This is a genomic window from Paenibacillus sp. FSL H7-0703 (assembly GCF_038003485.1).
GTDB classification, from domain to species: Bacteria; Bacillota; Bacilli; order Paenibacillales; family Paenibacillaceae; genus Paenibacillus; species Paenibacillus polymyxa_B.
This window is the reverse complement of the sequence record NZ_JBBOPF010000001.1, coordinates 1-21,839: the sequence shown is the minus strand read 5'-3', so window position 1 is coordinate 21,839 and position 21,839 is coordinate 1. Positions and strand designations below refer to the sequence as shown.

Here is a 21,839-nt window from a genome sequence, read left to right as displayed (position 1 = left end):
AGGATGAAGAGACACCAAAAGACCCGCTGAACGTGTCAGCGGGTCTCTAGATTAACGTCACGTCACTATCTTTTCGTAGCAGCGACATAACGTTGGGAACGTATTTACTATCATCTTAGTTACGTGTAAACTCTTGTACCCAATACCCATTGTAGTAAGCCACACCGATTTGTGTAAACTCTGCCTTCAAAATATTCTCACGATGTCCCTGACTGTTCATCCAGGCTTTCATCACTTCTTGTGGTGATTGTTGTCCCATAGCAATATTCTCACCCGCATACGTATAAGTTACACCGAATTTTTTCATCATATCAAATGGTGAACCATAGGTCGGTGATGTATGGGAAAAGTAATTGTTCGTACTCATATCCTTCGCCTTGACTAAGGCTACTTCTGTAAGCTTCGCATTCGATGCGAGGGGCTTGAGACCTTTTTGGCTGCGCTCGTTATTTACAAGCTTTACAACCTCAGCTGCAAATTGGGACTTGCTGAGTTGTGCATCCGTACCTGCAGACTGACCCGCGCCTGAGTTTGTGTTTTGTTTTTGAGTCTGTTGCTTGGTACCAGACTGCGAAGCCTTTTGGCCACCCTGTTTGGTTGTTGTTTGTTTGCCGGATGAAGGATTTGCTGTTTTGTTTTTAGCCTTGTCCTTTTCAGAAACATCCTTAATTACGGTCTTTGTTATCGTAGTCGTCCCGTTGGACATATTGACGGTATATCCGTTATTTTGAAACCATTGTTGCAGTTGGGCAGTCAAATCGTCAGCTGGTGAAGCTGATGCCGGAACGATGAATCCTGCGGATAAAATGGCGCTAAGACTTCCCATCACCAGTGTTTTTTTCAACATATTCTTCATTTCGTCATCTCCTTGTTGTATAAATGCCTTGGTGTGAACGCGTCTGGTTACAACTTTGTAATCTTTACTCTAGCAGTATATCATGTTTTATAGCAGGATCAATGGTATAAAAGTTGGAAAAAAAATAGCCCCGCTCGGAATTGACCATGCGGAACTGAGTTAAAAGTAGTGAGGCTTTAAGTATTAGATTGTCTTGTTATAGGCTGATTATCTAAGCTTTTTGCTGAAACGGTAGCCTTGCTTTTCAAAGCCGATTCGGTTGTAGAAAGCTCGGGCCTCTACTTGTTTGATGCGGTTATTCGCTCCGGTAATGAATAAATGATAGCATCCTTGCGCACGTCCCCACTCCTCACCACAAGCCACCAAGCGCTTGCCAATGCCCTCGCCGCGATACTCCCCGCTCACGACCAGCATGGTGATTTGTACGGCAGGATCAGGATAAGCCAAGCTTTGAGCCGTATGCATGCCGATTACTCCGACAACACGACCATCCATTTCTGCAACCATCATATTCGCTTGACTGTCCTCCCGCGCTGTTCCCATAACTTCTTTCATTACACCACAAGTCATCGGGTACCCGACTTCTCTTAGTAGTCCAGTTACGGCTTCGCAATCGCCAAGCTCTACGGAACGAATTGTCAGTACTGGAATCATCACATTGTTAGACATGATTTACCTCCACTTTCAGCATATTAGCAGCTTCTTTGGCCGTCTTCCGTGCTGTTTCCACATCTTCTGCAGCGCTAAGCGCTACAGCCATCCGGCGTCCCGGCTTGGTTTCAGGCTTCCCGAACACTCGCACCTGTGTCCGGGGTAGCAATAATGCATCATGCAGACCGCTTATTACGAAATCCCGCGTAGTCACTTCTGCCTTCAAAGTAGCTGAAGCTCCTGGTGTAAGCAGCGTGACGGATGGCACCGGGAATCCGAGAATGGCCCGCACGTGAAGCGCAAATTCCGACAAATCCTGCGTAATCATGGTCACCATTCCTGTATCATGCGGACGAGGGGATACTTCACTGAATATGACGCCATCAGCTGTTAAAAATAGCTCTACGCCAAACAATCCGTAACCACCCAGTTCATCCGTTATCCTACGGGCAATGTCTTCCGCTTCCGAAAGCTGCTTGTCCGTCATGCCATGAGGCTGCCAGGATTCGACATAATCCCCATCTTTCTGAATGTGGCCAATCGGTGGGCAAAAAGTCGTACCCAAAACCGATCTGACGGTCAATAAGGTAATTTCGCTCTCAAACGGGACAAAAGCTTCAACAATGACACGTGTTGTTTTGGCACGCGCGCCTTCCAGCGCCGTATTCCAGCAGGATTCTGCATCTTCGATTGCCCGGCATACAGACTGCCCTTTACCCGACGAACTCATCAAGGGCTTGACCACGCATGGCGTGCCCAGCTCATGAACCGCCGACCGCAACTGCTCAAAGTTATCTGCAAAACGATAGGCAGCAGTCGGAAGCTCTAATTTCTCGGCAGCCAGCCTGCGGATACCTTCCCGGTCCATCGTAAGACGGGCGGCACGGGCCGTTGGTACTACGTGAAATCCTTCTTGCTCTAATTCTTCCAAAGCACCCGTAGCAATAGCTTCGATTTCAGGTACAATTATGTCGGGCTTTTCCTTACGAATTAGTACCTTCAACGCCTCAGCATCCTGCATATCCAGACAGTGAGAGCGATGGGCCACCTGCATTGCTGGAGCCAGTTCATAGCGATCTACAGCAATACATTCCACGCCAAGCCGCTGAGCTTCAATAATGACTTCTTTTCCCAATTCGCCGCTACCCAGCAGCAGCATCTTCTTAGCCTTGGCAGAAAAAGGAGCACCCCACATCTTGAACTCTTCCCCCTCTGACGAAATTGCTCTGATCTCTTTTCATCTTTATTTTCAGGGTTTAGCTCCAAGAATGCAATAGTGCTCGGCATTAAAATTTACAAAAAACGCGATTTTTTGATCTTTTTTTTACAAAAATCTGAACTGTGCTTCCACCAGCCCCCGATATATTCCATGTTTTTTCATCAATTGTTCATGATTACCACTTTCTTGGATTTCCCCATGATCCAGTACAACGATATGATCAGCATTACGGATGGTGGACAAACGGTGAGCGACCATAAAAGAAGTTCTGCCTTCTAGTAAAACCTGAAGAGCCTCCTGAATTTTCAACTCCGTTTCTGTATCAATACTAGCTGTGGCCTCATCTAGGATAAGAATTCGCGGATTAGCCAGCAAGGCTCGAGCAAAGGATAAGAGCTGTCGCTGGCCCATAGACAGCATTCCCCCCCGCTCCTCTACCTCTGTTTCATAGCCAGCTGGCAAGTGAACAATGAATTCATGAGCATTGACCGCCTTCGCAGCCGCTTCAATTTCCTCATCCGTTGCATCCAAACGGCCAAATCGAATATTATCACGGATCGTCCCCGAAAAAATAAATGTATCCTGAAGTACGATGCTAATCTGGCTTCGCAAGCTCTCCACTGTGACATCACGCACATCATGACCGTCAATCGTAAGCCGCCCTGACGTAATGTCATAAAAACGGCTTAGCAGATTAATAATTGTACTTTTACCTGATCCGGTATGACCCACAAGCGCTATAGATTGACCCGCCTCGACAGAAAGATTAATACCTTTAAGCGCCTGACGTCCCTTTTCATACTCAAAAATGACCTTTTCAAATTGGATGTCTCCCCGAATGGGCGGCAAGGCTATTGCTCCCGGTTTGTTTGCAATATTCGGCTGTTCATCCATAAACTCAAAAATTCGTTCTGACGAAGCCATCGCAACCAGTAACTGATTATACATTTGGCCCAGCCGATTAATCGGCTCCCAAAAGTTCCCAACATAGTTAGCAAACGCAACCAGTAGTCCCACCGTAAGTTGGTCTGTCTGAATTAAATGCGCTCCAAACCAGAACAGCACAAGCGTACCAAATCCTCCGGTAATATCAATAAGTGGGCCAAAAACCTGATTCATGGCAGAAGCCTTATCCCACGATTTTTTGCTAGAGCTGTTCATGTCGTCGAAATAAGCCATGTTTTCCTGCTCCTGCGTATACGCTTGTGTCACACGAATCCCCTGAATAGACTCATTCAAATGAGAGTTGATACGCGAGTTCTTCATACGCACTTCTTGCCAAGCGCGACGGATGCGAACGCGCAGCTTGGTCGAGATCAAAAACATGATCGGAACAGTGACAATTACCGCTAAACCGAGCTTCCAGTTAATAAGCAGCAAAATGACAATAATTCCGATAAGCTGTACGCAGTCAATCAGGACATTCACTGCACCGTTCGTAAATAGATCCTGTAGCGAGTTAATGTCATTCGTCACGCGCACTAATACAGAACCTGCCGGTCTCTTATCAAAAAAGTTAAAAGATAGCTTTTGAATATGCTTGAACAAATCTTCACGCAAATCGTAAATAACCCGTTGACCGATAATATTGGTAAATTTAATGCGGTACGTGCTGGCTGCCCATTGAATTAAATATAACAAAAGCACGGCACCCGTGATGAGCAGCAGTAACTTTACGCTGGGCAGTGCAGGCCATGCGGGAGCAATTGCTTTATCAATGGCCAGACTGATCAAATAAGGAACGGTCAGCTTGGTAATGGTGCCGAGAATCATCATGACCAGAAGGATCGGCAAAATCTGACGGGCATAAGGCTTCATGTATGCCAGCAAACGTTTGAATTCTGACCAGTTAAACGGTTTGTCAATGACATCATCATCTTGATAGACAAAGCGCTCATTCGTTGGTTTTTTTAACGGTTTGACTTTTTCTGCGGGTATATTCATGGTCTCACCTGCCCTTCGGATACACCGTCTGGAGCCTGAGCTATGTAATCGGCGTATTGAATATGATACACATCCTGATATGGACCTGGAGTAGCAATGAGCTGTTCATGTGTTCCACGCTGAACGATTCGTCCTTCCTCAAGCACCACAATTTCATTAGCATGACGAAGCGAAGAGATTCGATGAGCGATTATGAATGTTGTTCGACCACGCATAACCTCTTGAAAACCGGTCTGTATTTCATGCTCTGTTTCCATATCGACCGCACTGGTAGCATCATCCAGAACCAGAATCTTCGGATTTTTGAGTAATGCGCGCGCGATGGCGATCCGTTGTTTCTGTCCTCCGGACAGTCCCAATCCACGTTCTCCGACGACAGTGTCATATCCCAGCGGTAGTTCAGTTATGAATTCATGCGCCTGAGCCAGTTTGGAAACGCGTATGATGTCATCCATACTGACATGACTTAAACCATATGAAATATTGTTGCGTATAGAAGACGAAAACAAAAACGTCTCCTGAAACACGGAAGAAATTTGAGCACGCAAATCGCGAATCTTTAAGTGACGTATATCCTTGCCATCCAACTTGATACTTCCTGCATTCACATTATAAGCGCGCATGAGTAATTGAATAATGGTAGACTTCCCTGACCCCGTTCCCCCTAAAATTCCAATGACTGATCCTGGCGGTGCGTCTAAATTGATGTCAACAACAGCAGGAAGCTTATTTCCGTAAGCAAAGGTAACATGTTCAAACGTAACATGTCCTTCCACCTGATCGGCATTGAGTGTAAGTGCTCCGGCTTCATCGGTTACATCTATGGACTGATTTAGCAGTTCCAAGACCCTTTCACCAGAGGCTTTGGACTGCGTATAGTTATTGATATGAAAGCCTATGCTCCAGATGGGGCCAATAATATACCAAATTAAGCTAAAGAAAGCGACGAGCTGCCCCAAGGTCATTGACTTCTGAATAACCAGATACCCCCCCATGCCCAACAGAAGGACCACACTGACAGAAGCAATCAGTTCCATAGCGGGGAAAAACCGACTCCATAAGGAAGCAGCCTGAATTTGATTACTCTTGTATTGTTCATTACGTACTGAAAATTTCTCAACTTCATAGGATTCACGGGCAAAAGATTTGACGGTTCGCACACCTGTTATATTTTCTTGGACCGCTGTTGTCAAAGCGCTAAGGGCAATCCGCATTTCCTGAAAGGTGGGATGAATCCGGGATTCAAACTTGAATGTGACGAAGAGCAGCAATGGCATACTGATCATCGTAATGAGGGTGAGCTGCCAGTTAATATACAGCATCATCATAGAGCCGAATACGACCATCAGTAGCACATTGAGGAGTTGGGCAAAACCAAACCCAATAAAGTTACGAATTGCCTCCAAATCACCAGTCAGTCGGGACATGAGATCACCCGTTTTGGCAGTGTCATAATATCTGAAGGACAGAAATTGCAGCTTTTCGTAACAAGCATTGCGGAGTCGGTACGCCAAGTAGTTACCTAGCCGTCCACCAAAAAAACCATGTAAAAATTGCATGAACCCTTTGATGATGACTACTCCCAGCACAGTCAGAGCCAGCGCCGGGACTTTCCCGAAGTCACCGGGGATGATAGCGTTATCAATAAGCCTTTGGAGCAGGTTCGGATACACCAGTCCCAGAGCCGTCGCTATCGCAAGGCATAAAATAGAAAGAAACAGATAGTGTCTCCTCTCGCGAAAAAAAACTTGCAGTTGCCTGAGCACTTCCATGTCAATGTCCCTCCATTAGTTGCACGACGTTGTTATATGGCTTAGTGAAGTTTACCATTCGCGTTCCAAGGCGGCAAAGAGGATAACGAGCCGTATTCAGGCAGGTTATCAAGTGGTGGGTGATTAGACAAATTAAATCGCTTTCTTATTATTGAATATGGCTATTTACTCAGTATTGCTTTCTTTTTGGAGCATGCATAAAACACCGGGTTGTCCCACAACCCGGTGTCCTGAACTTAAATAAATGGTGTACTTATTTATCTTTACTCCAAAGCCGCAATCTTGCCAGCAAGCTCTTCCCAAACCTGTGGCTGCTCACCGCCCATAAGCGCATGCTCCATGCCACGAGTCGTCTCCAGCATTTGCTCTCGAAGCTGAGCTTTCTGCCACGTTTGCTCCTCCTGCATCAGCGTAACGTAAAAAGAAGCCATTCGTTCTCGTTGCTGATCCACAGCTTCCCCGATTTGCTCGCGTAATATCGGCTCCAGTTTGGTTTGTAGATTCGCTCGACCAGTTCCTTCAAAGAATAGCTTTGGATTTTTAAAGCTATTCCAATAATCCTTCCAATGAATGGACTCTTGCAAGGAAATTTCATTTAGCTCGGGAACAGCCCATTTTCTGGATTCAGGAATTGTGCAATCTAGTCCTGGCAACTGATGGTTCATGTGTTCTACGCATTGTTGTATAGCCTTGTGCACCAAAATTTGTCCCGTTTTTTCTAGCCGAAGTGTGGTTGCCAGTAATTCCTGAGACAGCTCCAGTTCGATTAAACGCATCAGCTCACGACCACAAGATGCAAAAGCCGAACGAAGATCACCTACTCCTTCACGCAGAACAGATGGATGAAACGCCTCTGCCATAAATTCTCCAGTCCGATAGGACAGCCTTTGACGTACATGATACAGCAGTTCATCGGTTTCGCCCGATAACACAGATGCACCGTTGCTGTCAGTCAGGTCTAGGAGCGTATGCTCCAATTCCCCACGGATGCGAGTTAATCGCTCGAATCGGATCTCACGTTCTTCCACGCTATACCGGGCATCGGCTGCATGTTGCTCTATGCGGTTCCGCAGCCGGCTCAGTTCCTGCATAGCAGAAGCAATGGACAGACCTGCCAGCTCTTCGGCTGCAAATGCCGAGAAATCATCTTCAAATGCATCAAAACGTGAAGCTGAACGCAATGAAGCCTCTCCCTGTTCGGCAGCTTCCAACGCCAGCATACTGGAAAGCGGATAAATGCGTGGCTTTCGGATTCCATTCGCCTGTAGTTGTTCCTGTACATGCCGGGTAACAGAATGAAGTTCTTCTTCAGAAGAAGCTAGATCTGATGCATTCACAATAAAAAACGTCTGATCGAGCGCCAAGGTCTCTTTAACTCGACCTAGTTGGTTCAGGAACTGTCGGTCGCCTTGCGTAAAAGCATGGTTATAATAGGTGACAAATACAAGAGCGTCCGCATGCTTCATATAGTTGAAGGTCACGCCTGTGTGTCGTGCATTCACAGAATCCGCTCCAGGCGTATCCACTAGCACGATGCCCTGACGGGTCAGAGCGCAATCATAATAAAGGTCGATATGCTCCACAAAGCATGATTTGTGCTCAGACGCAACAAAATCCCGATACTGCTCTAAATCCACCTTAAGCTGTTGTCCCAGCAAGCTTTCAGCTTCTTCCCATCCCGCTGCGGCAGCCTTCAAAAAACTATAATGAGGCCTACCCGCAGGATGGATGCCTTCCGGAGATAAAGCATGAACGACTTCTTGCCAGCCCGCTGCCGCTGGTTCCCCCAATCCTAATAGCCGAAATGAGTATTTAAGATCTTCCCGCAACGCGTCCCCTGATTTCATATGGACGTCAGCCGTGGCATGGCGCTCAGCACTTGCAGGCGCCATTATGCGGTTAATCGCCGCTGTCGTCGGATGCGGCGATACGGGCAACACAGCTTCACCCAGCAAAGCGTTGGCGAAGCTGGATTTCCCAGCGCTGAACGCTCCGAACAGCGCCAGCGTAAACTGCCCACCCTCCAGCGCAGCGGCGCGGGCATGTAAATCCCGTACCGCCGTTTGCATGGCAGGGTATGGGCTTACCAGGGCAGCGGCGGCCTTCAATCGGGCCGCTGCTGCATCCAGCCGCGTGCGGCGGCCTCCGGCGGCAGGCTGTGCTGCCGCCGTTCCTGCTAGCGGCTGCGCCGATGCGTTCCGCGAGCCAGCAATACCAGGACGCGCAACGCCCGTTGGCGCCGCAGCTGGCGAGACAGCAGCAGCGGTATCGGGCGCAGGTGCAGGCGCGTCCGCACGGGGCAAGCCGCTTGGCGCGGAAGCCTGCGGCAGCAAGCTGCGCAGTAGGCTGGCGTGCGAAGCCAAGGCTTGCACGCGGGTGCTGTAGCGGCTCGCCGCCTCCGCCTGCGCCAGCAGCGCAGTGCGTGCATCCGCGAGAGCCGCGCGGCGGGCTTCGGCTCGCACTGCAAGCTGGGCCAGCAGCTGGTCTACCAGCGTTAGCGCCTTACGGCGACATTCGGCGGTCACAGCAGCGCGTAGATCCTTGCAATAGTTCAACGTATACTCCGGCGACAACGCATTTTCCTTCACCGTCTGCTCTACCAGTTGCCGGTCCGTCACAGGGCGGATGTCATCCAGCTCCTGCTCCATCGCAGCGGACCACAAACCCTGACTGTCACCCCAAGACCTCAGTAGCTCCCGTACATGGGGAAGCAATTGTCCCTCCACCTGATCAGTCAGCATTCCTGTCAGCCGTTCCAAACGGCTTTCCTTTTCTCGCTCAGTCTTTCCTCCTGCAAACCATATTCCTGTTTTGAAGCCCGGCTTGCGGCTCTCTAAGTATTCGCCTGCGGCTTCACGTAGCTCCGCTGGCGTCAAATGTGCGTGTTCCAGTAAATGATCCAGCTCTTGACGCAGTCGTTTACGCTCCTGCTCCGGAAGCACCTTCCAGTGTTCATCTTCTTGCTGCAAGGTTTTCTGCTCTATATCCAGGCGCAAAATAGCTTCTTCTCCACCTGCTTCTTTTAACAGTGTGTTCAGTTCCTCTTCTTCAGCTGCCTGCACAGTCTCCACATGTTGCTCTACCAAATGATGCATAGAGGACACTAAACTGTATGCCAAAAGCTCTGTTTTTCGCTCCAGCAATTTCGGAATCAGATGCGTCAACTGTTTCCACTGGTTCCATGGATGATTCTGCTCTTTCAAGGAAGTAAAAAGGATATCCGTATAATGTACCTGCCAGGCATGAAAGCTGGTCTCCACCTCATTACGATAACGTGTAAATGAAAGCTCTCGCTCCCGGTGTTTATCGATTTGATTGATGATCAAATATAATGGCTTGCCCCAATCCGACAAACTTTTGGCAAAGGACAAATTATTTTCAGATTGGACATGGTTGTAATCCATCACATAAAAAACAATATCTGCCCAATGTAAAGCAGAATGTGTCGCCAGCGCATGTCCGTGGTCTGTGGAATCTACGCCTGGTGTATCCAGCAGCACTCCTCCGCTAGATAATATCGGAACATCCTCCCACACTTGAACCGATTCATAGGCTCCACCATTTTTACAATACTCAGCAAGCTCGGACAGGGACGCTTCCATGCTTTCCGGCTCTGGGTTTTCCGCTGATTTGGCTGGATGAATGAGCGCTCTCGGACGTCCATAACGGATGGACACTACATTAGCGCTCGTAGGCACCGGTCCAGACGGCAGTACAGTTTTACCACACAGGCTGTTAATCAAGCTCGATTTACCCGCTGAAAAATGTCCACAAAAGGCAATGGTCAGCTCCTGCGCATATGCTTTTTCCAGCAGATCACCTATCGCCTTCGCTCCCGCTTCATCCCCGGCTTTACGCAATGTACTCTGTATCTGTTCTATCGTATCCAACCACTTTCCCGCATCTCCTGTAATCGTTTGCATCATAAGCTACGGTTCCACTCCTTATCACTTGTCTGCACCAAATAGCTATATTGTAGCATTCCTAAGCCGTTGTGAGAATCATCACATCAAAAAAACTAAACAGCGCTCCCCGCCAGTACCTGGCTTTAAGGAACGCTGTTTTCGTACATGATAATAATAAGTTCATTTTATACTGTCCAAACGGATCATTAGAAATAAGTATTTTGGCAACCGAATGCATTTCATCAAAGTCCCCTTAAAGGACAACGACGAAGATATGTATACAACGGGTGACCCTACTCATCATGTACATTCACCTTTTGGAACATAGGGAACGCGATACCTTAATTCAGGGTGCAAAATGTATGCAGACTTCATTGGAATAGGCTCTAGCCATATCAGGATGGTCTGCAAGGTTCATGTATAATGCGCCTTCGGGCTGGATAAACCAGCCGAGCCGCCTACACCGGAACATGCAACGCATGTCGTCCGCTAATTGAACTTAATTGGCTGCAGTCTCAAGCACTGGCAGCAAAATTTCAAATACTTGACCATGCTGTAAAATCGTAATCCCACGGGATTTGTCCTTCATTACGACCACTTCTGGCTTTTGTGACATACGCTCCAGATAATGCTCAGGTACATCACCGGAATGACTAACCGTGATTCCCTCAAGCTCGCGCTCTTCGTTTTCAGCAAATTCTGTTGTTACAATTTGCTCAAAAATATCAGAGAACGCTTCAAAATTGTCTGTATATACCGAAATGCACTTCATACTCTTCATCCTTTTCTACACATAAATGGTTAAACCCTTTGTAACCTCTGTGGGTCTTTAAGCTCTACGTTCCTTATCTTTTCTGATAAGAGACGTTTTCATACGTTTCTTGCCTTCCCTGCACACATCAAGCAACGGACATACCTGACATTGAGGATTTTGAGCTTTGCAATGGTAGCGTCCGAAAAAAATAAGCCTGTGGTGGGTCAAAGACCATTCATCCCTAGGTACCCTCTTCATCAGCTTTTTTTCCACCTCAAGCACTGAATCATCCCACCCTGCAAAACCGAGCCGTTTGGAAATACGCTCTACATGCGTATCTACCGCAATAGCTGGTACATTAAAAGCAGTAGATACTACGACGTTAGCCGTCTTGCGGCCGACACCGGGTAGCTTAACCAGTTGATCGTGCTCTGAAGGTATCTCTCCCCCGTACTGGTCTATTAAAATACGACAGAGGTTATGAATATGCTTGGCCTTGTTTCGGTACAAGCCGATTCTGCGAATATCCTGCTCCAGTTCCTCAAGAGGAACAGCCAAATAATCCTCAGGTGACTTGTATTTTTGAAACAGGTCTGCCGTTACTTTATTGACCATCTGATCGGAGCATTGAGCAGACAATAACACGGCGATCGTTAATTCAAAAGCATTGTCATGGTTCAACTCACAATGGGCATCCGGAAACATCGTACCGATGGTGTCCAATATATGACGTGCGGTTGCTGCATTCACGGAAATCCTACCTCCTACCAAAAAAAACGTCTTGATACGGGATAGCCCGCATCAAGACGGTCACTCTAAATAATCATCCGGAAAGAAACGAATACTATTTGTGCATGACTGCCTGCATAGGCGAGAAATACACTCCTATATTATCATTATCTGTCACAGATTGCACGTGAAAAGTGTGTAAATCCCCAAGAAATTTTCATACCGTCTGATCGGTTAGCGGCTCATGGGATGATCCAAATCTACATGTCCCATTAAGGACTCCAGAGATTGCCCATCTACGAGCAAATCCAGCGTTTTGACTTCCTTGAATTGGAACATCGTTTTCTTCAAGGCATCGATAGCCAATTCCTCGCCGCCAGCTCCCAATCGAGCCTCGTCCGGCAGGGAAATATCAATAGTCAATGCACCGTTATCCAATTTGATCTTATGCACGGAAATTTTCTCGGACCACAACGGGATTAGAGCAGAATCCCCACTCTTTTGCAGAGCTTCAAACGCTTTTTGCAATTTTTCCAGCTCGCTTGGATAGGTAATTTCCTTTTTCTGTTCTTTCAAGCCGTTCTCTTGTGTATCCGTATAGTACACCGTAATCTGCTGTGTTTGTCGATCTCCTGAATTTTCCGTGTCCGTCTTGGTCTTTGTAGGCTCTGTTGACGGAGAAGCAGGTGTTTGACTCGCCCCGTTATTCTCAGCAGACTGAGCCGATGGATCAGGGGTCGTCTGTTCGGGTGTACTATTTTGTGCATTAGAAGTTTGTGTTTCCTGAGATGGAGTCGCAGGAGCCGATGTTTGCTTAGAGGCACACCCTGCACCTGCAATGGCGAACAATGCCAGCAGGCCTGCAATTACGATTTTCTTGTTCATATGTCCCCCTCCTTGCTTGACGTTGACAAGCGATTTGTTGAAGATTTATTTTACGTCGAGATACTCTGTGATTCCATCTGCAATCCCTTGAGCTACCCGATTTTGAAAATCTTCATCAAACAGTGTGGCTTCCTCTTTTGCATTACTCAGATATCCTACTTCAAGCAATACGGCTGGCATAGTCGTTTCCCGAATTACATGGAAATTGCCATAACGAATGCCTCGGTCTGTCAGACCCGTCGCAGGAGCAAAGTACTTATGCATAACGTTAGCGAACGCTTTGCTTGCACTACGCTGGTAATACGTCTCTGTACCGTTGGAAGCTGAGCTACCGCTGCTGTTAGCATGAATGGACACGAACACGTTAGCATTAAGGTTTTCAGCTACTTTTACGCGCTGTTTAAGCTCCAAGAATGTATCATCACTGCGTGTCAGCACAACCTCAAGATTGGGGTTCTGCTTTAATATGCTTTCTACTTTCAGAGCCATAGCCAGGTTGAAGGTCTTTTCATAATTTTTTCTCGAAACACCAACTGCACCTGAATCTTTTGCTCCATGACCAGCATCAATAACAACGACCTTTTTACCATTGCTGTTAGTTGGTGATGTCTGCGTGTCATCCGGCTGTGAGCCATCTGGTAACGTTGCGTCTGGCGTGGTATTCACTGAATCCTTGGAAGCCAGATCGACGATAACACGATTCGATCCATCATTATATGCGGTATAATTCATGGCATGTTTTAAATCAATAACAACGCGCACCGTTGAAGGTTCCTTTTGAAACAAAGCATACCGGATACCGGACACATCCGCTTCATTCTCAATGTCCAACGAACCATTTAAGTTGCTATCCAGCTTCTGCTGGTCTCCAAAATTGTCCGCAAACGCAGTTGCTGGCAAATCCACCACTACCCGATCAGGGCCTGTCATCGTAAACGCTTTCGGCTTGACGGCACTGGCTGTGGTGATGGTTAAACGGTTTTGGCTGAAACTAACTCCCTGCACCTGTGTAACACCTGAGTTCGCATTATTCATTGGCGCAGTAACACTTCCAGTACCTGTACTGTTATTTCCAGACTTGGGAGGTGTAAATTCCCCGTTTCCAGACCCGCTACTGCGGGTATATAATTTTACGGACTTGGAGCTGCTGTCCCATTTTACGTCCAGTCCCATCTGCTCGCCGATAAAACGAAGCGGTACTAGGGCATAATTGGAACGCAGCAGAGGCGAAGCATCCAGACTAATGTCGCTTCCATTGACAGTCGCCGTCTTACTTCCGATTATCATTCGGATCGAGGTACCGTCCTTCTCAATCGTTATGGTTCGCGCCTGCTGCTTCCATGTCACGTCATATCCCAAATTTTCAGAAATTACGCGTAGCGGAACCATTGTACTTCCGCCAATTACTTGTGCCTTAGCACCACTAGGGACACTTAACTGTTGATCGTCGAGATAGATTTGTGTTCCACTCGAAGCCGCATGTCCATAACCCGGAACCGCCCACATGAAGACAAATAATAACATTAAAAAACCAAATTTCTTCATTCGTCACCCTTCCATTCATAATTTTTTTGCCACATGCTCCGGTGCGGCGACCTGATATACGCGCTTATGTAATATCAGACAACCTTTTAGACGTTATCTCACACCAAAAGTTGCGAATATATTCCATCATAACAGAAATATACGTGCCAAAGAACTATTTTTGTCGAATTTTGACTAAAAATATAGATCATTCGTTTTCCGTCAAAAGTCACTGCTAAAAAAACTAAAAAAGCTACTTTTCACCCTCATGAATTTTCATTAAAAGGTGGAAAGTAACTTTTATTGCTAACAGCCTTAGTTAAGTGATTCAGTTGCTCCTGTGCCCGTTCCAAGATACTCCTTCAACCCATCGACAATACCTTCGGCAATCTTCTCCTGTGTTTCTTCTGTAAACATGGCTGCTTCATTGGATAGATTACTAAGGTAGCCACATTCCAGCAATACAGCAGGCATTTGTGATTTTCTCGTCACTGCATGGTTTGCCACCCTGATGCCATTATCCTTAAATCCGGTAGCCGCTACAAGATATTTATGCATCGTCTTTGCCAGTGCCAAACTGTCCTGACGTGCATAATAGGTTTCAGAGCCATTGGTTTTTCCTTTATCTGAAGCTTGCATACTATTACCATGAATAGATACAAACACGCTTGCCTGCTGACTATTAGCGAGTTGTGGTCGTTCATCCAACGTGGGATACGTATCTCCATTGCGAGTCAATACGATTTGAATGTCAGGATCATTTTGCAGAAGCTGCTCGACTTTTAACGCTACCGCCAATGTAAATTCCTTTTCATGTCGCCCAGTCACACTACCTGCTCCAGGGTCTTTGCCACCATGTCCGGGATCAATGACGACGATTCGCCGTCCTTCGACATTCGTTGGTGTTACCGCTACTGGATTCACACTATGCTCACGCAATTGAAGGGTGATATCGCCTAGGCCATTGGTTGATAGATCGTAATCACGTGCTTGATTTAAAGCAATGACAATGCGTACGCCCCCATTCGGTCCATCTGTCGGAGCAAATCTAATTTCCTGCACATCCTCACTGTCATTATTCGTCAACGCCCGCGTGCCATCGCTACGAATCGGGAATGGCTGAAGAAAATCAGTCGTCATTGAAGCTTCTGGTAAATCTACAACAATACGGTCGGCCTCCGTCATTTTGGATACTTTAGGGGCAATATCTTTGTTCAAAGAAATCTTTAACGTCTCACCCTCAAAAGTAATATTTTGTACAAGCAACGCATTCGCTGTGGTCTGTTCTGTATTCTGCTGCTTGGATGGTGAAGTTGTAGCTTCAGTATGCTTGTCTGCTTCAACTGGGGTTATTGTCGTCGCTGTTGCTGAAGACGTTTTATTGGTGCTAGTTGTACTCTGTGTTGACGTTTGCGACGATGGTTGGGATTGAGACTGTTTATTCGCTTGTTGAGTTGCAGCCTTCTGACTGAGATTTACGGATTTACTTTTATTATTCCAATCTACTTTCAGCCCCATTTGCTCCCCAACAAAACGCAATGGAACCATGGTCGAATTGCCCCGAAGTACAGGAGGCGCATCCAGACTTACTGTTTTTCCATTCACATCAGCCGATGTACGGCCTACATACATAGACATATCGGTACTGTTTTTTTGGATTGAGATTTTATAGGCTTGTGGTTCCCACTTGAACTGATACCCCAGCTGCTCCCCAACCACCCGGAGCGGTACCATGATTTTTCCATTGACCATTTCAGGTTTGGCATCCGCAGGCGCTTCCACTCTTTTGCCATCCAAAAACAAATCTGCTCCAGCCGCATTCACATGAGGGGAGGACGGCCACAACCAAATCAAGATAGCCGCTAGTATCACCCAACCATATTTCTTCATCCTCATTCCCCTAACTTATATATGTATTTTTTGGTATTTCTCACAGACACAGTCCTTCAAACCAATTTACATTTACAATACCATGCTGAGTCGAACCGTCAACCCCTTATTTTCCAATTTATTGTTTGAGCATAATAAAAGCCCGCAGGCAAAAGAATTGCCAGTACGGGCTTTCTGTCTAACAAATGAGCAAGCTATATGGCTTCGTATTGATACTGAACTGGGAAATATGATTATGCGCCTTGTTTCGCAGCGCGTCTTTGTTCATACGCCAGAATTTCAGATTCATGCTGGAGTGTCAGGCCAATATCGTCCAAGCCTTGTAGCAAGAATTGACGGCGATGTTCATCCAGATCGAATTCAATTTTCAGACCATAGTCGTCAGTGATTGTTTTTTCATTCAGGTCTACGTTCAATTGGTAGTTATCATGCTGCGCCGTACGCTGAAACAATTCCTCTACTTGCTCTTCAGATAGCTTGATCGGCAATATACCGTTTTTGAAACAGTTATTATAGAAGATATCTGCATAAGACGGTGCAATTACGCAACGAAACCCATAGTCCATAATCGCCCAGGGCGCATGCTCACGTGAGGAGCCGCAGCCAAAGTTAGCGCGAGAGATCAGCACAGACGCTCCTGCATAACGAGGCTTGTTGGGTTCAAATTCAGGATTGATATTGCCCGCTTCATCAAACCGCCACTCGTAGAACAGAAACTGTCCAAAGCCCGTACGTTCAATTCGTTTCAAAAACTGCTTAGGAATAATAGCATCTGTATCCACGTTCACCCGATCCACAGGTGCTACAATTCCTTTTAATGTTGTGAAAGCTTCCATCGTAATTCCTCCTCTGTATCCTAGCGGACTACTTCTTCCTGCTTGAATTTCCAATCCCGTACATCAACAAAATGTCCATGAATCGCCGCAGCGGCTGCCATTGCTGGAGATACCAGATGAGTCCGTCCTCCGCGTCCCTGACGACCTTCAAAGTTACGATTAGAAGTCGATGCACAACGCTGTCCCGGTTGCAGTACGTCTGGATTCATCGCAAGACACATACTGCATCCCGCTTCACGCCACTCAAATCCTGCTTCTGTAAAAATGACGTCCAGCCCTTCTTCTTCAGCCTGAATTTTCACACGCCCCGAACCTGGTACGACGATGGCCGTTACTTTGTCAGAAACCTTGTAACCTTTGGCAACCTCAGCGGCTGCACGCAAATCTTCAATCCGCCCATTGGTGCAGGAGCCGATAAACACATAATCAATCGCAATATCCGTGATCGGAGTACCTGGCTTCAAATCCATATATTCAAGCGCTTTTTCAGCTGCTTTACGTTCGTTTTCGGTTGGCAGTTCTGCCGGAATCGGTACGGTTGAGGAAATATCTGTACCCATCCCCGGGCTGGTGCCCCAGGTTACTTGCGGAATCAAAGCATCTACGTCAAACTCCAGCACGACATCAAACTCAGCGCCTTCATCTGTGACAAGCTCTTTCCACTCAGCAACCGCTTGCTCGAAAGCAGCTCCTTGTGCTACATGTTGACGTCCACGCAAGTAATTGAAGGTGGTTTCGTCCGGTGCAATCATTCCTGCTCTGGCTCCGCCTTCAATGGACATGTTACACACAGTCATGCGCTCTTCCATGCTCAATTCGCGGATAGATTCACCTGTGTACTCAATAACATAACCTGTGGCGAAATCTGTACCGTATTTGGCAATGACACCCAAAATCATGTCCTTTGCTGTCACACCAGGTTTGCGGCGGCCTACAAAGCGAACTTCCATCGTTTTGGCTTTAGCTTGCTGGAGACATTGTGTTGCCATTACGTGCTCTACCTCACTGGTTCCGATACCAAAAGCGAGTGCTCCGAACGCCCCGTGTGTGGAGGTATGGCTATCACCACAAACAATCGTTTTGCCCGGATGAGTCAGACCAAGTTCAGGTCCCATAACGTGAACAACACCTTGATCAACCGTATCCAGATCATACAGTGTGACACCGAAATCACGGCAATTTTGAGTTAATGTATCGATCTGCTGCTTGGAAATCGGGTCCGTAATATTGTAACGGTCCTTAGTCGGCACGTTATGATCCATCGTTGCAAACGTAAGCTCTGGACGACGCACCTGACGGCCGCTAAGACGTAATCCCTCAAACGCCTGTGGCGATGTTACCTCATGTACGAGGTGAAGATCAATGTACAAAATACTCGGCTTACCCGCTTCCTGATAGATGACATGGTTATCCCAAATTTTCTCGAACATGGTCTTTTTACTCATCATTATTCACCCCTGTGTTTTTCGAACCTAGTGGAGAGAAGCTAACGGCTCTCTCTTGAATGTCAACAATATACCACGGGATGTTTGATTGGTCTAAGATATGATATCTATAGAAGTGATAGGTTAAGGCTATAAGGCTGGAGAAGGTGAATATAGGCGGTTCATTGCACTGTTTCTCTATCAGCTCTTAATTAGTAAAAACCTTCGACTAAAAGTCGAAGGTTAAAAAAAGGGTTATACAAATGGATGAATACGATGAACTCTGTGGCCCTTTCTAATTATTACATTAAGAATTTGTTTGAATATTCATACTGTGAAAGCTGAATCAGTTATATATTCTCAGATAATGTTGACAAAATAAGGAATAAACTTGTACAATCAGGAAAATATTTTGTTTAGATTCCATTCTTCGTCGGTAACAAGAATATTGTAACTCGTAATAAGAATCATCTTAGCAATTGCTATAATGGTTCTTTTTTCCTCTACTTTTGCAAAATTGTTTGTATTTGATTTTGTTAGCTCTTAATAACTATATAAAGTATAAAACGAAATATAGTTATATAATTTGATATAAATCACAGGGAATTAACAACAGAGCAAGAATTTTATAAATATCATCCTGATGCGTTTTGTTGCAAAAAAATAGAAAACCGACTACGAGATTCAGCCGAAGATAACATTCACATCCTAAAAAGGAGTTGGAATGATGAAACAAAATGGAATATCCGTTGAACACTACACTCCAATTTTGATTGTCGGTACGGGGATCTCAGGGCTTACTGCTGCTTATTATTTGTCAAAAAACAATATCAAGTACACGATTGTAACAAAAAAGAGTGCACCCAAACAAAGCAACTCCTTTCTTTCAGCAGCAAATACACGTGTTCCCTCAGAGAATGAAATTAATCATATTATTAATCTTACTATTGATAAATGTGGAGCAGATCGATCCGTAATTGAATCGCTATATAGGAATTCCAACATAATTATAAATTTCTTCGAAGAATTGGGTATTTCTTATGAGAAAACATCCTTTGGTATCATGCCTGAATGTATGATTAAATCACATGGGGGAAAGAAATTAATCAATTGTTTATTACAACATATTGAACAACCGATGTGTAATAAAATTTTGATACATTTGGAAAAGTACGATCACGGAATTATCGCAATATTTTATGACACACAATCAGATCAATTTATCAGAATATATACTAATTATTTGGTATTAGCTACGGGGGGATATGCAGGACAATTCTGTTTCAATGATAATTCGCCCGGTTCAACTGGTGAAACGCTAATCTTAGCTAAGAAAATAGGTGCGAGATTAAAGGGAATGTCTACAGTAATGTGTCATCCTTGGTCTATATATAACGGAAGACAAATTTTATTGGGCGGGGTTGTATCTTTGAGTCAAGGGAAAATAATAGATGAGGAAGGAGTTCAATTATTAGAAGATGAATATATTTGTGATGCAATTGCTCGGGATGATTACCACGAAATGATTGATGAGATTTTAAAATTCCAACTAGAATGCATCAAACAAAAAAAGGATATGTACTTAGATATGAGCCATGCTGATGAAAATGTATTAAATGAAAAATTCAAAACATATGGATTTAGTCCTAAGGTAGTTAAAAATAAAAGAATTAAAATTACACCAACGATGCACTATTCTTCAGGAGGAATCGAAATCAATGCTAATGCTGAGGCTATAAACTTGAATCGTGTTTTTGCTACTGGAGAAGCTCAATTTAATGGTGATCTTGGTATAGGAAGAATTCCTGGGCAAGCATTCGCATCAGGGATCGTTTTTGGTAAATTAATTGTTGACAAAATAGCTAATGAAGGTGTTTTCAATACTCAATATCAAACTTCATTTAAAGATCCACCTGAAACGATGCAGCTGTATTCGAAAGAAAATAATGACTTTCCGATTGAAGAGTTTCAGAAAAAGTTGTCAATTCTAATGATGGATTTGATCGCTTCCAATTCATCCGTTGTTTCTCTATCTTTCCATAAAAAAAAAATACAAGAAAGTCAAAATATATTATTAAGTAGAGCAAGAGGATCAGGAAAACGATACGAGGATATTTTAATATTATTTTTCGGATATTTTGTTGCACTGGAAATTATAGAAGATCTTGAAGCAAAGTCAGGCTTGTTGATTAACCAAAAATAGGATAAAAAGAGTCGCCTTTTCAGCTAATGGTAAGCACAAACCAACCATTCCAAAAAGAGGCGACTCTCATGAATCAGTCTACTTTATTTCAGCCGCTCCGACGTGGATCAGGCTTCGTTAAGGGGTTATTACCCTACCTTCTCCGGAAAAGCCGCTGACGTTCCTTTTGTGTGTCTAAAACGTTGTTTCACCAACTTCTTTAAGGTCGGGAATGGGCCAAACGGCGAACCTTATAGGTTCCTCAGGAACTAATGGGGCTATGCTTTAGAAATTAAATCCCTCGGTGGAGCTTAAGAATCTTTATAAATGAATTAATTTCAAGATGATTACCAGCAATATGAACAGTGCCAAGACAGCAGCTATCGATGTCCAAACTCTTCCGGTGATTCCCTCGTAGTCTCTTTTCATTTCCCCCACACGTAACGCCTCCTTTATTTTAGGGTACTCCTACTCCATAGGCTATGCGAGGTCTTGATTAAAGGAAGGGCTTCTTAACAAAAAAAGCTCAGCCGACCCATTAAGGTCCTGAGCTTTTTGATTTATTTAGAGTATTCACTTACTTCAAACGTAAGGATACGATCATATAGCATGTAATCCTTGCGGCTGCTGAATGGGCCTTTATTGTTATCGTGCTTATTGATTGCGTATGAAGCCGATCCAGAACCAGCCTGCTTGCCCTCATACCATGCAATGAAGTCATTGACCTCTTGCATACTCAAATCAAATTCCTTCTCTAAGCCAGTTGTCATGGTGACTACCAGAATAGCACGATCCCCGTTTGGAGTTGGTTCCTCTGTTCCTGGATTAGGAGTGGAGCTCGACACTTTAGACATCATCTCTAATTCGCTAAGAGCTAGATACTGACTTCCATTATTGGCTGTAATATTAATTCTATAATCCTTGTATGAATTAGAATTAGAAAAAGTGAATTTTTTGGGAGTGCTATTTACCCATCCAGTGATATTTGACTGAGTGTCTAGCACGTTCCAAGTCATCCCATCATTTGAGCCTTCGAAAGTCCAATTTTTAGGGGCACGGTCAGTTGCCGTTGTCTGTGGATATATAACATATTGCTCAATAACTTCGGGGTTAGGAAAGTCATATCTTAGCCAAGCAGCAGTTGTACTTGATGTCCACGCACTAGCAATAGTAGCAAATTCCTTGTTAAACGCCTCATATGCGTATGAATATTCATTACTTGCGCTTGCTACTCCAGATGGCAAAATGTTAGTTGTCATATGTGGAAC

15 protein-coding genes are annotated in these 21,839 nt (G+C 45.2%); 1 reads left to right on the top strand and 14 read right to left on the bottom strand.

Annotation, left to right across the window (positions count from 1 at the left end):
• Window positions 1–115: 115 nt before the first annotated feature.
• From MHB46_RS00080 to leuC, 13 genes are all read right to left on the bottom strand, one after another.
• Window positions 116–856, bottom strand: coding sequence for a CAP domain-containing protein (locus tag MHB46_RS00080; RefSeq protein ID WP_341161234.1), 741 nt, complete (start codon window positions 854–856; stop codon window positions 116–118).
• A gap of 207 nt (window positions 857–1,063) precedes the next feature.
• Complete coding sequence (locus MHB46_RS00075) at window positions 1,064–1,525, bottom strand: GNAT family N-acetyltransferase (RefSeq protein ID WP_061831569.1); 462 nt, start codon at window positions 1,523–1,525, stop codon at window positions 1,064–1,066.
• A complete protein-coding gene (purT, locus tag MHB46_RS00070; RefSeq protein ID WP_341161233.1) occupies window positions 1,518–2,702 on the bottom strand; it encodes a formate-dependent phosphoribosylglycinamide formyltransferase in 1,185 nt (394 codons plus the stop codon). The genes MHB46_RS00075 and purT overlap by 8 nt, the downstream gene beginning before the upstream one ends.
• 129 nt (window positions 2,703–2,831) lie before the next feature.
• A complete protein-coding gene (locus MHB46_RS00065; protein WP_061831567.1) occupies window positions 2,832–4,670 on the bottom strand; it encodes an ABC transporter ATP-binding protein in 1,839 nt (612 codons plus the stop codon).
• Window positions 4,667–6,442, bottom strand: coding sequence for an ABC transporter ATP-binding protein (locus tag MHB46_RS00060; protein ID WP_061831566.1), 1,776 nt, complete (start codon window positions 6,440–6,442; stop codon window positions 4,667–4,669). Before MHB46_RS00060 ends, MHB46_RS00065 begins: the two co-directional genes overlap by 4 nt.
• A 263-nt stretch (window positions 6,443–6,705) precedes the next feature.
• Window positions 6,706–10,368 (bottom strand): dynamin family protein, encoded by a 3,663-nt coding sequence (locus tag MHB46_RS00055; protein ID WP_341161232.1) that lies wholly within the window; start codon window positions 10,366–10,368, stop codon window positions 6,706–6,708.
• Window positions 10,369–10,846: 478 nt separating this feature from the next.
• The gene (locus tag MHB46_RS00050) at window positions 10,847–11,119 is read right to left on the bottom strand and encodes a hypothetical protein (RefSeq protein ID WP_013310628.1); all 273 of its coding nucleotides are present in this window, start codon (window positions 11,117–11,119) and stop codon (window positions 10,847–10,849) included.
• Between the two features lie 57 nt (window positions 11,120–11,176).
• On the bottom strand, window positions 11,177–11,851 hold the full coding sequence (gene nth, locus MHB46_RS00045; protein ID WP_023989081.1) for an endonuclease III: 675 nt from the start codon (window positions 11,849–11,851) through the stop codon (window positions 11,177–11,179).
• A 213-nt stretch (window positions 11,852–12,064) separates the two neighbouring features.
• A complete protein-coding gene (locus tag MHB46_RS00040) occupies window positions 12,065–12,715 on the bottom strand; it encodes a GerMN domain-containing protein (protein ID WP_341161231.1) in 651 nt (216 codons plus the stop codon).
• A gap of 45 nt (window positions 12,716–12,760) precedes the next feature.
• On the bottom strand, window positions 12,761–14,260 hold the full coding sequence (locus MHB46_RS00035; RefSeq protein ID WP_341161230.1) for an N-acetylmuramoyl-L-alanine amidase family protein: 1,500 nt from the start codon (window positions 14,258–14,260) through the stop codon (window positions 12,761–12,763).
• A gap of 294 nt (window positions 14,261–14,554) precedes the next feature.
• Window positions 14,555–16,129, bottom strand: coding sequence for an N-acetylmuramoyl-L-alanine amidase (locus tag MHB46_RS00030; RefSeq protein ID WP_341161229.1), 1,575 nt, complete (start codon window positions 16,127–16,129; stop codon window positions 14,555–14,557).
• Between the two features lie 233 nt (window positions 16,130–16,362).
• On the bottom strand, window positions 16,363–16,965 hold the full coding sequence (gene leuD, locus MHB46_RS00025) for a 3-isopropylmalate dehydratase small subunit (RefSeq protein ID WP_341161228.1): 603 nt from the start codon (window positions 16,963–16,965) through the stop codon (window positions 16,363–16,365).
• Window positions 16,966–16,985: 20 nt separating this feature from the next.
• Window positions 16,986–18,410, bottom strand: coding sequence for a 3-isopropylmalate dehydratase large subunit (gene leuC, locus MHB46_RS00020; protein WP_013310634.1), 1,425 nt, complete (start codon window positions 18,408–18,410; stop codon window positions 16,986–16,988).
• A 703-nt stretch (window positions 18,411–19,113) separates the two neighbouring features.
• Between leuC and MHB46_RS00015 the strand changes: the two genes are divergently transcribed.
• Entirely contained in the window at window positions 19,114–20,592 is a 1,479-nt protein-coding gene (locus MHB46_RS00015) for an FAD-binding protein (protein ID WP_341161227.1), read from the top strand.
• Between the two features lie 539 nt (window positions 20,593–21,131).
• Here MHB46_RS00015 and MHB46_RS00005 read toward each other — a convergent pair.
• The coding region (locus MHB46_RS00005; RefSeq protein WP_341161226.1) for a discoidin domain-containing protein at window positions 21,132–21,839 on the bottom strand (708 nt) is incomplete at its 5' end.

Bases quoted from the DNA above. Each gene is read 5' to 3' on its own strand.
- MHB46_RS00035 (WP_341161230.1), bottom strand. From the start codon at position 14,260: ATGAAGAAATTTGGTTTTTTAATGTTATTATTTGTCTTCATGTGGGCG.
- leuC (WP_013310634.1), bottom strand. From the start codon at position 18,410: ATGAGTAAAAAGACCATGTTCGAGAAAATTTGGGATAACCATGTCATC.
- MHB46_RS00060 (WP_061831566.1), bottom strand. From the start codon at position 6,442: ATGGAAGTGCTCAGGCAACTGCAAGTTTTTTTTCGCGAGAGGAGACAC.
- leuD (WP_341161228.1), bottom strand. From the start codon at position 16,965: ATGGAAGCTTTCACAACATTAAAAGGAATTGTAGCACCTGTGGATCGG.
- MHB46_RS00050 (WP_013310628.1), bottom strand. From the start codon at position 11,119: ATGAAGTGCATTTCGGTATATACAGACAATTTTGAAGCGTTCTCTGAT.
- MHB46_RS00065 (WP_061831567.1), bottom strand. From the start codon at position 4,670: ATGAATATACCCGCAGAAAAAGTCAAACCGTTAAAAAAACCAACGAAT.
- MHB46_RS00080 (WP_341161234.1), bottom strand. From the start codon at position 856: ATGAAGAATATGTTGAAAAAAACACTGGTGATGGGAAGTCTTAGCGCC.
- MHB46_RS00040 (WP_341161231.1), bottom strand. From the start codon at position 12,715: ATGAACAAGAAAATCGTAATTGCAGGCCTGCTGGCATTGTTCGCCATT.
- MHB46_RS00055 (WP_341161232.1), bottom strand. From the start codon at position 10,368: ATGATGCAAACGATTACAGGAGATGCGGGAAAGTGGTTGGATACGATA.
- purT (WP_341161233.1), bottom strand. From the start codon at position 2,702: ATGTGGGGTGCTCCTTTTTCTGCCAAGGCTAAGAAGATGCTGCTGCTG.
- MHB46_RS00015 (WP_341161227.1), top strand. From the start codon at position 19,114: ATGATGAAACAAAATGGAATATCCGTTGAACACTACACTCCAATTTTG.
- MHB46_RS00030 (WP_341161229.1), bottom strand. From the start codon at position 16,129: ATGAAGAAATATGGTTGGGTGATACTAGCGGCTATCTTGATTTGGTTG.
- MHB46_RS00075 (WP_061831569.1), bottom strand. From the start codon at position 1,525: ATGTCTAACAATGTGATGATTCCAGTACTGACAATTCGTTCCGTAGAG.